We start from the raw sequence: 12867 nt of genomic DNA, 5'->3' as shown, positions 1-12867 counted from the left end.
AAAAGATTTACTGTTTCTTTATCGCCAGGCGCTGTCCATCTCCCCCAAGGTACACCACAAACAACACCACATCCGTATTTCCCTTATTAATCCCTCTATGGTAAGTATCATAAGATTCTACAAAACTACTCCCCTCCTTATACTCCACAGTACCCTTCCCTTCTATCTCCACCGTCAATGTTCCCTGTAACACATATGAAAACACCGGGATCAAATGCTTATGCCAGCCCGTATTCTCACCGGGAGGAAAGGTAATCTTACACATCGTCACCTTCGGATCTTTAAACTGGGGATAAACAATCTTCTGGCCAATACTATTCTGGCTGGTGTCCACTAATTTTTCAATCTTCAGCTTTCCACTGTACTGTTGCGCATGTACGGCAGCACTGATAAAAACTAACAAGGACAGTACTATTTTTATCTTTCTCAGCATTCTTTGGATTTTGCAGCAAAATAATAATTAGGGAGGATTTTTCTTAGTGAAGGTTTGCATAGCCTCTTTAAATACATGCCGGATGCTATCAGCTAATAAGCCGGGTGGGATCACATCACTGGTAATGCGCCATCTCCACCAATGCCTTTACATCATGAATAATAATCTTTCTTCCCTGCGTACCAACGATCCCTTCTTCCTTTAGTTCTTTCAGGATCCTGACCACATTTTCCTCTGTTGTAGCGGTCATACTGGCCAGGTCCTTGCGCGAAATATTAATTGACACATCACTGGTATCCTGGGCGGAGACTTTGTACTTTTCTCTCAATACAATCAGTGAGATCGCCAGCCTCTCCCGCACAGAATGTTTCGCTACGATTGACAGGCTGTTGGCCAGCACACTGTATTCGTAGCTGAGCGCGCTCAGGAGGTGTTTGGTAAGGCCTGGTGCCCACTCCATGGCTGACAAAAACGATTCCCTGGGTATAAATGCTATCCTGCTATCTTCGAGCGCAGCAGCCGAGTCAGGGTAAGTGCTCCCCGCTAATACCGGGTGATAGCCGATCAGTTCCCCTTCGTTTGCCACATATATGATATGCTCATTGCCATTCCTGTCCTGCTTGTATTTCTTAACCTTGCCCTGTTTGATGTAATAAATACCAAAAGCGGGGTTATTCTCCCTGAATATGATCTGCCCCTTTTTGTACTCCTGCTCTACCATGTCCGATAACAACCTTTCCATCTCCTCCTTTGACAAGCTCTCCATGATTGACCTGGAGCGAAAGATCCACTTATCTATCGGAAATATCCCCTTTAAACTCATAAAAGTTAATTTTTATCAACTTTCAAATTGACAACCTGCAAAGTTACTGCCCCCGGAAGTTGGTAATTTTGCGGCGGAATAAAGGTACAATTTTATTACAGGACAGTGTATGATAAGTAATACTACAAAAGAGAGCGTCTATTCGACAAATAAGAATTTTGATCAGTTATATCCCGGTCCTATTCGCCGCATATCTTACCTGCACTGGACCCCTATAGAAATCGCCCAACAGGCTGCTTCTTTCCTGGCAGTTACCCCCGGTTCAAACATTCTCGACATCGGCTCCGGTGTTGGCAAGTTCTGCCTGAATGCAGGGTATTATTTCAATGACTGCAATTTTTACGGGGTAGAGCAAAGGAGTAACCTGGTCAGCATAGCCAGGCAGGTACAGGAGCAACTGGGGTTGAAAAATACCTCTTTCATTCACGGCGATTTCACCCAACTGGATTTCTCTGCTTTCGATCATTTCTATTTCTACAACCCTTTCTATGAGAACCTGGTAGATGAGAGTCTGCATATAGATGACAGCATTAACCACTCGGAGAGTTTGTATGAATACTATGCAACCTACCTCTATAACCTTTTGGATAAAAGACCTGCTGGTACCCGGCTGGCCACCTACCAGAGTTCACTTACGAGAATTCCGGCCTCGTATCAACTGGTGAAGTGTGATATCGACACCTTATTTAGTTGCTGGATCAAAACAGAATAGGAAATGTTCAGGCATCGTGGACCGAAAAGAAGCTTTCAGCATAATATACGCTTAGCCGTTATGCTTTGTTTAACCGCAGGTTTTGTCAATGCTTCAGGATTTTTAGGCTTCTTTGTACTGACTACCAACATTACCGGTCATGCTGCCCTGCTGGCCGTAAAGATCACCGAAGGAGATTTGCGTGCAGTAAGAATGGTGGCGCTCTGGCTGGTACTCTTTCTTTCGGGGGCATTCTGTTCCAGCCTGTACATTTCAAAAACCAATGCCTATACCCTGCCTATCCTGGCAGAAATTGTGATCCTTGCCCTGGTTGGATATTTCGGGCACACTTTTGACAAGAGTGTGGTGAAAACAGAATACTTTGCCGGGAGCCTGCTTTTTGCAATGGGTATGCAGAATGCGCTGGTATCCATGATTTCCGGGTCCGTGGTCAGAACGACCCATCTCACAGGGATGTTTACTGACCTGGGGATTGACCTGGCAGCCGCTTTTATGAAATTCCCCAGGGTGCGCAAAAAGATCCTGCTCAGGTGCACTATAATCCTCTTCTTCCTGCTGGGTGGTATCATTGGCGGCTTCGCCTTTTTAAGATTCAGCTATCATTGTTTTTATATCGCTGGCGGTGTGCTGATCATTGCCATGTTCTACGATTTCTTCCGGGTCAATATGAGGCTGCTTAAAAAGCGGTGGACGACACATTAATCTTGAAAATCCAGAAAATATCTTTATCATTGCTTCGCACCGAGGCATTGATAGCTAATGCCCACAGATTCTACGTTTTATGAAAAAATCCTACGAAATGATAAAGGGAATTATCACGTTATCACTTTTACTGGGAGTGATGTATGTACAAGGCCAAAATTACCTGACCATTGCGAACCCGAAAGGCCCTGCATTAGGTTATGCCAGCAGTTCGGGCGTAAAGATCCTGCACATCGGGAAATTGTATTTTAAAGACTTAAACAAGAACGGGAAACTGGATAAATATGAGGACTGGCGCCTGCCTGTCGAAGAGCGGGCAAAAGACCTGGTATCGAAGATGACGGTAGAGCAAATGGCGGGTCTGATGTTGTATAGTCTTCACCAGGCCATTCCTTCTCATGAGGGAGGTTTTGCCGCCGGCACGTATAACGGGCAGCCATTCAGCAAGAGTGGGGAGGCACCTTCAGCTATCAGCGACCAGCAGAAACAGTTCCTGCAATCTGATAATCTCCGGCATATATTAATTACAACAGTTGCGAGTCCGGCAGTAGCGGCAGCATGGAACAATAACGTGCAGGCCTATGTGGAAGGATTGCCTTTGGGTATCCCGGTAAATAACAGTTCTGATCCCAGGCATGTGGTGCAGGCCAATGCTGAGTTCAATGCAGGGGCAGGAGGTGAAATCTCTCAATGGCCTGATGGACTGGGGATGGCAGCGACTTTTGATCCGGGTATCGTAAAACAATTTGGGAGCATTGCCGCCAGGGAATACAGGGCTTTGGGAATAACAACGGCCTTGTCTCCGCAAGTGGACCTTGCCACAGAACCCAGGTGGTATAGGCTAATCTCAACATTCGGGGAAAGTCCGGTGTTGTCTGCAGACATGGCACGGGCCTACATAGATGGATTCCAGACATCTGTGGGTGGAGATGAAATTAAAGATGGCTGGGGATGGACCAGTGTCAACGCCATGGTGAAACACTGGCCTGGCGGCGGTCCGGAAGAAGGTGGCAGGGATGCGCACTTTGCATATGGGAAGTATGCAGTATACCCGGGAAAGAATTTTGCGGCACATACCTCACCTTTTGTGGATGGTGCTTTAAAACTGGGGGGTAAAACAAAAGCAGCGGCGGCGGTGATGCCTTATTATACGATCTCTTATGGCATTGATCCCAAAGGCGTGGGTAACGGGTATAGTAAATACCTGCTTACGGACCTGCTCAGGGGCCAGTATCATTATGATGGGGTAATATGTACAGACTGGATGATTACGGGGAATGAAGGGGCTGCGCCGGATGTATTTGAGGGAAAGCCATGGGGCATGGAGACAAAGACGGTGGATGAAAGGCATTACCAGGCATTGATGGCAGGTGTGGATCAGTTTGGAGGGAATAATGATATGAAACCGGTGATGGCTGCTTACCAGATGGGCGTAAAAGAACATGGGGAGGCATTTATGAAAGAGCGGTTTCAGCGTTCAGCCGTGCGCTTACTGAAGAATATCTTCAGGGTAGGATTGTTTGAAAACCCCTACCTGGATAGTGAAAAAAGTAAGGCGCTTGTTGGCAACCCGGAATTTATGAAAGCGGGTTTTGAGGCGCAGCTGAAATCAGTCGTGCTGCTGAAGAATCATGGGAATGTGTTGCCTGTAACAGGCAGGAAAACGGTGTATATTCCGAAGATCTATTACCCGATGTCGAAGAATTGGTGGGGAATGGCCACTTTGCCACATTTCGATTACCCAGTGGATACCAATACGATCAAAAAGTACTACAACATCACGAATGCACCTGAGAAAGCAGATTTTGCCATCGTGTTTGTGGCCAGCCCGGTGAGTGGCGATAATGGATATAGTGCGGAAGACAGGAAAGCAGGTGGGAATGGCTACAAGCCTATCACCCTGCAATACGGTATGTACAAGGCTGTGGAAGCACGGGAACAGAGTATTGCCGCGGGAGACCCGGTAGTAGCGCCGGCAGTGAAGAACAGGTCTTATAAAAACAAGGAGGTGATGGCCAATAATTTTATGGATCTGCAAACGATATTGGATACCCGGTCTGTGATGAATGGGAAACCTGTGATAGTGGCAGTTAATGTAGGTAAGCCGATGGTGTTTGGGGAGTTTGAGAAACGGGTGGATGGATTGCTGGTGCATTTTGGGGTGTCTACGGGTGCATTGATGGAGATTATTTCAGGGAAGACGGCGCCTTCTGGTTTATTGCCATTGCAGATGCCGAAGGATATGGCGACGGTGGAGAAACAAAATGAGGATGTTCCGTATGATATGGATTGTTATGAGGATGCGGATGGGCATAGTTATGATTTTGGGTATGGACTGGATTGGAAAGGGGTGATAAGGGATGCGAGGAATGAGCGATATCATAAATAAGGTTTTTTATATCTTAGTGGCATGAAGAAACATGTTTTAACCGGATTAGCCATAGCTTTAATTTTCACAGCGTGTAATAATAACAATAAGCCACAGGAAGGAAGTTCAAGTGTTGTCACTTCACCTGCATTTATGGAATATAGTGTGGTGAATGTATTTCCACATGATACATCTTCGTATACAGAAGGGCTGTTAGTACATAACAATGAACTGTATGAGAGCACGGGTCGTGAAGGGTTCAGTAAGATTGCACAGGTAGATCTTAGCACCGGTAAGGCGGTAAGGGAGCATTATATTGATAAGGCTGTTTTTGGGGAGGGTATTGTGATTTTTGATAACAAGATTTACCAGCTCACCTATCGTAGTAACAAGGTATTCGTTTACGACCTGAAGGATTTTAAAAAGATTGCGGAGTATCCATGGCCTGGAGAGGGTTGGTCACTTACGCATGATGGGAAGAGCCTGATAGCAAGTACGGGTACTTCAGAACTGCAATACCTGGATCCGAATACGCTGCAGGTGCAAAAGAAGCTGCCTGTGACAGATGAGAATGGCCCGGTGAATAATATTAATGAACTGGAATATGTGGATGGGTTTATTTATTCCAATCAATTTTTGACGAATAATATATTGAAGATAAATGCTGAAACCGGGAAGGTGGTAGCCAAGGCGGACCTGACTGATATTTTTGCGCATGGAGGAAAGGTGTATAAGCCTGCGTTGTTGCCGGATCCGAATGAAGATGTGTTGAATGGAATTGCGTATGATAGTGCGAGGGGAAGTTTTTTGGTAACGGGGAAGCAATGGCCTTATTTATTTGAAATAAAGTTCAGGTAGTACCTGAACTAAAAATTTCATTCGCGACTTAATTGATAGCAGTGCAAATTTACAAAGAACTATGCAGGCAATACACTAATCTCTATCATCAAATTGTCGAAATGGAAGTAAAAGCCGAAGGTATCTCTTAGTTTGCGGGGTTCGCTGTCGAATACGAGGCCGTCAGCACCGGATTTCAGGCCTTCATAGATCTTTATGACAGCCTCCTGATCGTTTTGGTAAAAACCAATGTGGAAGTTCTCCGGGTAACTGACTGCCTGGGTTTTGTTTAATTTTGCGGCCCATAGAATTAATACGAATTTGTCTTCATTCGTTAGTACGCCGATGGCATCTTTCCTGTTTTCGATGCATGTAAAGCCGAGGTGTTGTTCAAAAAATCCGATGGCTTTGGCAATGTCACTCACGACAAGGTTCAGGTGATTCAGTCTCATTGTATTCAAATTTAGAATACAAAATTAGCGGGTGGACTTACCTGAAAATAGGATAAATCAGACATCTTCCGGGGAGTTAAACTGTACGTAGCGCTGTGCTTCGTTTTTAAGGAGCTTTTTGGGCGTTGTGCCTGTATGTTTCTTTATTTCCCGGATGAAGTGTGATTGATCATAGAATCCTGTATCGGGGTTGAGATCGCCGGCTTTGATTTCTTTGTAGGATGCGTAGCATTTCAAAATATTGCAATAGCTTTTTAATGACAGGCCCAGTTGCTTATTGAAATAACGGTTGATTTGGCGTGAGCTCCAGAAGCATTGTGTGGCCAGGGATTCTACCTCAATATTACCGGCGTGCTTTTGCAGCAGATCAAAGAGGAGCTGTTTCCGGTTATCTATTGCAGGAGACATAGCGCGAATATCTGCGCTTACCAGCTCTGAAAAATGTTGCAGTGACAAGGTTTTCGTGAAGTCAGCAAAGCGGTCCAGGGTTGTGCATTTATCAAGGTAATATTCCTTCGCAAGTGGTCTTAAGCGAATACCGATTTTGAGTTCATGCGCTGGCATCAGTATATCATAGGCTTCGGATTGTATACCGAATACGCTAATGCTTTTAAGGAGGCCATGCTGGTAGAAGACAAGCAGTTCAAGACAACCATCCGGCAATGTGGTATAATTAAGATCAGCGCCTGAATTATTATCAAACAACCAAAAGCATTTAATGAACGGGGCCAGATCCGGTGAAGGTGGTAGTTCAACGTACATAACTATGCAACATATAATCTGCAATATCGAATGATATTTCCGGGTTTCCGTTAGTGAAGCCGATCACCGTCATACCGGCTTTTTTTCCTGCCAGTATGCCATGGTAGGAATCTTCGATCACTACACATTCACCTGGTTTTACGTCCAGTTTTCTGGCGGCGGTCAGGTATACATCCGGGTGTGGCTTCCCATTCTTTTCATCTTCTGCGGACGCGACTGCATCAAAGAGGTCCGCAATGCCGGCACGCTCCAGGCAGATGGGAATAAAGTATGCAGGGGAATTGGTAGCCAGGCCAATTTTACAGCCCCGGGATTTCAGATGTTTAATAAATTCTCTTACATGGGCTATTTCGCAATCGCATGATTTAATCAGCTCAATCACCCTGTTTACAACCATTTGTTCGGCCTCCTGGATAGACACCTTATTCCAGGGGCATATTCCGAACCAGAAATTCGAGGCTTCCGTCACCGTCATCTTTTGGGTTAAGCGGCAATTTTCTGCTGTTATTTTCACACCTAATGATGTAAAGATTTCGCGCTCTGCTATCGACCAAAATCTTTCACTGTCGATAACAACACCATCCATATCGAAAATTACGGCTTTCTTGTTTTCAAACATCATATGAGCAAATATAATAAACCTATCTTTGCAGGACATGGAAAATCATCTACCTTATTTAGAGCGTTGTCTTGCATTAGCGCGGGAAGCTGCGCAGGCAGGGGAAAGTGCTGTTGGCTGTGTCATTGTAAAAGACGGGCTTATTATAGGCGAAGGTACGGAGCAAAGCCGCAGGCTGAAAGATGTAACAAGGCATGCGGAAGTGGTGGCGGTGCTGGATGCGGTGCATAGGTATGGGTCTTGTGAGGGGGCGGTTTTGTATTCGAATATGGAGCCTTGTATGCTTTGTGCTTATGTGATCAGGCATTATAAGATTGCAGCGGTGGTGTATAGTAATTATTGTGGGGAATTGGGTGGTACGGAATTATTGAAGAGGGAAGGGCTTAAGAGCTGGGGGAAGGAGCCGGAGGTGGTTTATTTGTCATTGCCTTGATAAGTGGGGTTGGAGATTATTCATGGGGGGTGGGCAGGCAAAGTGTTCGGGAAGGGAAAATATTGAATAGACAAGGGCTGTCTATTCAATATTCATATTTACTACAGATTAGCATGTCGTTTTATTATATCTAATACTTGTTTTCCTGGCAGAGGTTTTGTTACTATTTTTTCTCCGAGGAGCTGGGTGGAATATTCCTTTGTATTATATTCCGGCCACTCAGGTAAGCCTTTTCCATTAGGATCTCCTGTTTTTACAAAATTTACCCAATAGCCGCTCATGATATCTGCCAGTTTGAAGTCCGCTGTTGTGAAATTACAACGTTTTACAAAGTTCAGGTTGTTATAAGCATATGCTACTTCACCTGTATGGAATGCCCCGTATTTTATATATTCTCCGGAGGCTGGCAGTTTACGCGTAAAATTATAGACATACACTTTGCCCGCTTTTGCGGCCTGCACGCCTGCCCAGGTGTAATTCTGCACGCCAAATACAATATCTCTCGAATAGTGCGTCTGTGCTGCAGGTATATCAGTATCATTCTTCACCTTGTAGTAATTTAGCAATTTCGCCGCATCAGCACCATATTCATTATCTATTTCTCTTGTAAATGTTGCCGCCGTTTTTTTGCTAAAATCAACACCATCGTCTTCATTCCAGCCAGTCAGCAAGTCTACCTTATTATCTTTTCCAGCCGCAAAGATGGCACTAACAGATTGAGGTAATACATAAGCATCTACAATTGGACCACGGCCCTGCCATTGCTTTTTTAATAATTCTGCGGTGGATAGTTTTCTTAGATCATTGATGCTAGCACCTACAGCAGCCCCTCTTTCTTCTGCCTGTTTTAATGTGGCCGGGGATTCGTCAAACATGGCTCCGCTTTCAGCAATTGCACGCTTAAATAAGCCCTTTCCTAAAGGGGATGCCACCAGGCAATGTACGCTCATGGATCCTGCTGATTGTCCTGCGATGGTTACATTTTCAGGGTCTCCGCCAAATGATGCGATGTTACGTTGTACCCATTGCAATGCAGCGATTTGGTCCAGGAGGCCGTAATTCCCTGAGGCGTGGTCTTTAGACTCAGCAGTTAGATCTGGATGAGCCATGAAACCTAAGATGCCGACCCTGTAATTCAGGCTTACGAATACGATTCCTTTCTTTGCCATTGCCGTGCCATCGTAGATCGGGCAGGCGGCTCCGCCACCGGCAAAGGCACCACCATAAATGTAGACCAATACCGGGCGTTTTTCGGCAGCTGATTTTGCGCCGCTCCAGACATTGAGATAGAGGCAATCCTCGCTGATGGGCTCCTTGGGTATCAGGTATTCTTCACTCCATGGGCCAAATGGCAGGGGGGCGCCTTGTACGGCACTTGGGCCGAAGGTGCTGCATTGTTTAGTTCCAGACCAGGGGATTACTGGTTGAGGCGCTTTCCAGCGCAGGTCTCCGACAGGAGGCGCGGCAAAAGGGATGCCTTTGTAAATATGGATGTCGCCGGCGTGGGTGCCTGAAATGGTGCCTCCATCTACTCTGATGAGGTCTAAGTTGGCGTGGAATGGAAATATTCCTGTGAGTAATAATAGGATGGCTGTTCTTATCATGGTGGGAAATTAAGGAAAAGTAGAGATTCTTTCCCCCTTTATTCAGGATAGAGAAACTACCATGGTCTTTTTATTACTCTACTGCAAATTTGCTAAAAAAACCGATGATCAAATTACTCAAAAGAGCGGATGACCTCATTGATCTGGTTGGCGAATTCTTCCCTGCCATAATCAGCCAGCCCTTCGTGATGATACTTGATCTTACCCTTTTTGTCAAGGATTACAGTCGTTGGCAAGGTACCATTATACACAGATACCGGAACAATATCCAGAGCCTTGTATATGGGTAAATTACAATTCTCTTTTTGAAGGAATTCTTTTGCTTTTGCCAAATCATCATCTTCATTGATCAGGATGAATACCACCTGGGGGTTATCTTTGAAACGATTGTATAAAGACATGACAGAGGAAAATTCCGCCCTGCATGGCGGGCACCAGGAAGCCCAGCAATTGATAAACACCACCTTTCCCCGAAGCGAAGATGTATTAACCACATTGCCAGTCGCAACATCCCGGTAATTAAAAGAAACGATTTCATGCGAAGGCCCTGGTTTAATATGTGCATTGAAGATGCCCAGATCCATCATTCTCCTGAGTACCCAGGCTTTTGCGCTTGTATTGGTGACTAATACGATGATCAGGAGGCCCCATATCATCGTATTCAGGTTCTTTTTTAGAAAGCGCAGGATGTTCTGTTTGTTCATAGGGTTACTTACTTTCTATGTGCTCAGTTAAGATCCTGCGTATTTCAGGAGAGGTATAGTCCTTCCCTCCTTCCACATGCCAGATGATCTCTCCGTTTTTATCCAGAATGGTGGTGGTTGGGATGGAATGGTAATAAAACACCCGGGGAATCGCAGTGGTGGCCGCATATACGGGGAGGGTGAAATGCTTGTTATCCATGTAGGCTTTTGACTTTGGCAATTCTGCATCTACATCTATAGTCAGAAATACGACCTGGTCGTTTCCATTGAAAGACTCTTTCAATTCATTGATGGAGGGCATTTCCTGTACACAAGGCTGACACCAGGTAGCCCAGAAGTTGATAAATACCACTTTGCCCTGGAGGGAATGGATGGAGATATTTTTCCCGTTGCTGTCTATAAGGGAGAAATCCGGAGTAGTGGTAGTGTCTGAAGTGGAAATGCTGGTAGCACTCGCTGTTATTGTAAAGCAGGTCAACATCAGGAGTGTATGAACTGCAATTATTATTTTCATATTCATTCGTCTATTGTGCAGGTTGAGCATAGATGATTTTATTGGCTATCATCATATAGCAGGTAAATAATTGGGGGCAGTTTTCGGTTGGAATGAAAGTTCTTCTTTTGCAGGGAAGAGCATCCGGGTGTTGATTGCACGCTTTAGCGGGCAGGAGGATAGTAATATTGGCACAAGTGTGAAAGACAGCAGGATATGCTGTGGCATGTGATTTAGTTTGTGTAATAGTGTCGCTCCCATAGGGTGACGAAGTTATGATTTTAATTATTATGTGTCAAGTAGGGAGTTGGGTTTTACAGGTGAGGTGATGGGTGGGGGGATTGGGAGGATTACTGGAGATGTCTTAGGAAAATGGAATAGGTGAATAATTGGAGTGATAGTTAGCTGGCTACTATAAATAGGGAGTAATAATTTTAAAAAATTACCGGGGTATTTTAAGGACTGCTTATTCCTGGAGGGAGATGAAATACGGGAATTAAAAAAATATCGTGCAGGATCGTTTTGATTAGGAAAAAATTTGTAAATAAAAATAGGTTAGAATAACTTCAGTAAATTGAAAGCAGGAAGATCATTGGAAGCCTTCCAATCACGCATTTTGAGCATGTTAATCCTATAATGCGAATCCCCCTCTAATTGGCTCCTCGATATTAGAACTAATTTCATAAATAGGTATTCCCAGCTGATAATCAATACATAAATAGTAATTATGAAATGAGTTCTAGTTACTTGAGTTTTTTCAACGACAAAAATAAATATTTTTGAGTAGGGAATGGAGAAGGAAGGCTGGAGGAGGATGAATGGAGAATGGGTGATGGATGACGAAGAACGATGAGTGGGGAACGAAAGATGAATTAAAAATCCGAAAGGTGAGTTGGTTCCTAATTATTCCTTCTCACCTTTCAATAATCAAAGTTCCAGCTACCAGGGGCAAGTCGCCGGTGCAGGGAAATATTCTTCACTAAAATATTTACCTGTTGGCCCATCCTCTCCTATCAATGCGTATTTAGCAATCCTTTGCCCAGCCTCTTCCGGTGTACTCGTTCCCTGATGGCCCGTAAAATCCGTTTGTGTATACCCCGGACACACCGCATTCACCTTAAATGCAGTATCCCGGAGTTCATAAGCCAGGTTTATCGTGTACATATTCAATGCAGACTTGGAAGACTGATAGATGACGTAACGCTTCGGATAATTAGCATTATCCAGATCCGCTGCCTGTGAAAGAGACGCCATCGCTGTACTGACGTTGACAATCCTGGGGGCCGATGATTGTTTTAGCAAATCAATAAAAGCCTGCGTTACTCTTACTACACCAAATACATTCGTCTCATACACAGATAGATACTGATCCGCGGCAGAACTAAGAGCAGACTGCTCCAGGCCGCCTGAAATACCGGCATTGTTCACCAATATATCCAAGGATTGAATGGCGTTCCTGGCTGCATCCACCGATGCCTGGCTGCTCACATCTAATTGAACAGCAGAAAGATTCTGCAAGCCCTGGGATTTCAATTTTTCAACTGCGGCAATGCCATTTTCAGGATTGCGGCTACCTAAATAAACAAAGTATCCTTTTTGCGCAAGTATTTTTGCTACCTCAAAGCCAATACCTTTATTGGCCCCAGTTACTAATGCTGATTTCATAATTTCGATTTATGAAACGAAGGTACCGCCGCAGAAACAGGCCAATGAGGACAAATCATTAATATTGTGGGATAAATCGTGATTAGAGGATAAATCAGGATTGCGGGGGTAATTATGATTACAGAATAAATCAGATTAGGAGATAAATCAGATTAGGAGATAAATTATGACTGCGGGGTAATTATGATTACAGAATAAATCAAATTAGGAGATAAATTATGATTGTGGGATAAATTATGATTAGAGGATGAATCAGATTA

At 44.5% G+C, this 12867-nt stretch carries 14 protein-coding genes; 5 read left to right on the top strand and 9 right to left on the bottom strand.

Translation table 11 applies throughout. From position 1 onward, the window contains the following. Nucleotides 1–7: 7 nt before the first annotated feature. Nucleotides 8–433 (bottom strand): cupin domain-containing protein, encoded by a 426-nt coding sequence (locus U0033_RS01425; protein WP_072357428.1) that lies wholly within the window; start codon nt 431–433, stop codon nt 8–10. Nucleotides 434–548: 115 nt separating this feature from the next. Next, complete coding sequence (locus U0033_RS01420; protein WP_072357427.1) at nt 549–1256, bottom strand: Crp/Fnr family transcriptional regulator; 708 nt, start codon at nt 1254–1256, stop codon at nt 549–551. Nucleotides 1257–1365: 109 nt separating this feature from the next. On the opposite strand from U0033_RS01420, the gene U0033_RS01415 reads away from it, so the two are divergent. The 4 genes from U0033_RS01415 (at nt 1366) to U0033_RS01400 (ending at nt 5896) form a co-directional block, all read left to right on the top strand. Then, complete coding sequence (locus tag U0033_RS01415) at nt 1366–1968, top strand: methyltransferase domain-containing protein (RefSeq protein ID WP_072357426.1); 603 nt, start codon at nt 1366–1368, stop codon at nt 1966–1968. Nucleotides 1969–2028: 60 nt separating this feature from the next. Further along, on the top strand, nt 2029–2670 hold the full coding sequence (locus U0033_RS01410; RefSeq protein WP_218163987.1) for a YoaK family protein: 642 nt from the start codon (nt 2029–2031) through the stop codon (nt 2668–2670). Nucleotides 2671–2767: 97 nt separating this feature from the next. Further along, nucleotides 2768–5059, top strand: coding sequence for a glycoside hydrolase family 3 protein (locus tag U0033_RS01405; protein WP_072357519.1), 2292 nt, complete (start codon nt 2768–2770; stop codon nt 5057–5059). Nucleotides 5060–5080: 21 nt separating this feature from the next. Further along, entirely contained in the window at nt 5081–5896 is an 816-nt protein-coding gene (locus U0033_RS01400) for a glutaminyl-peptide cyclotransferase (RefSeq protein WP_072357424.1), read from the top strand. Nucleotides 5897–5955: 59 nt separating this feature from the next. On the opposite strand, the gene U0033_RS01395 is transcribed toward U0033_RS01400, so the two are convergent. The 3 genes from U0033_RS01395 to U0033_RS01385 are packed head-to-tail and all read right to left on the bottom strand — an operon-like array spanning nt 5956 to nt 7711. After that, entirely contained in the window at nt 5956–6327 is a 372-nt protein-coding gene (locus U0033_RS01395) for a VOC family protein (RefSeq protein ID WP_072357423.1), read from the bottom strand. A 57-nt stretch (nt 6328–6384) separates the two neighbouring features. Continuing rightward, on the bottom strand, nt 6385–7089 hold the full coding sequence (locus U0033_RS01390; RefSeq protein WP_072357422.1) for a helix-turn-helix domain-containing protein: 705 nt from the start codon (nt 7087–7089) through the stop codon (nt 6385–6387). After that, entirely contained in the window at nt 7079–7711 is a 633-nt protein-coding gene (locus tag U0033_RS01385) for an HAD family hydrolase (RefSeq protein WP_072357518.1), read from the bottom strand. Before U0033_RS01385 ends, U0033_RS01390 begins: the two co-directional genes overlap by 11 nt. Nucleotides 7712–7745: 34 nt before the next feature. On the opposite strand from U0033_RS01385, the gene U0033_RS01380 reads away from it, so the two are divergent. Beyond that, on the top strand, nt 7746–8141 hold the full coding sequence (locus U0033_RS01380) for a nucleoside deaminase (RefSeq protein ID WP_072357421.1): 396 nt from the start codon (nt 7746–7748) through the stop codon (nt 8139–8141). 101 nt (nt 8142–8242) lie between these two features. On the opposite strand, the gene U0033_RS01375 is transcribed toward U0033_RS01380, so the two are convergent. The 4 genes from U0033_RS01375 to U0033_RS01360 all read right to left on the bottom strand — a co-directional run bounded on the left by U0033_RS01375 (nt 8243) and on the right by U0033_RS01360 (nt 12607). Then, complete coding sequence (locus U0033_RS01375; RefSeq protein WP_072357420.1) at nt 8243–9745, bottom strand: carboxylesterase/lipase family protein; 1503 nt, start codon at nt 9743–9745, stop codon at nt 8243–8245. Between the two features lie 113 nt (nt 9746–9858). Next, entirely contained in the window at nt 9859–10449 is a 591-nt protein-coding gene (locus U0033_RS01370) for a TlpA family protein disulfide reductase (RefSeq protein WP_072357419.1), read from the bottom strand. A gap of 4 nt (nt 10450–10453) precedes the next feature. Beyond that, nucleotides 10454–10963 carry a TlpA family protein disulfide reductase gene (locus U0033_RS01365; protein WP_245801716.1) on the bottom strand — a complete coding sequence of 170 codons (510 nt, stop codon included), beginning with the start codon at nt 10961–10963 and terminating at the stop codon, nt 10454–10456. 918 nt (nt 10964–11881) lie between these two features. After that, complete coding sequence (locus U0033_RS01360; RefSeq protein ID WP_072357418.1) at nt 11882–12607, bottom strand: SDR family oxidoreductase; 726 nt, start codon at nt 12605–12607, stop codon at nt 11882–11884. Nucleotides 12608–12867 lie beyond the last annotated feature (260 nt).

Source organism: Chitinophaga sancti, from assembly GCF_034424315.1.
Classification (GTDB): domain Bacteria; phylum Bacteroidota; class Bacteroidia; order Chitinophagales; family Chitinophagaceae; genus Chitinophaga; species Chitinophaga sancti.
Note: the sequence above shows the minus strand (reverse complement) of the source record. Positions and strands in the feature narration are given on the sequence as shown.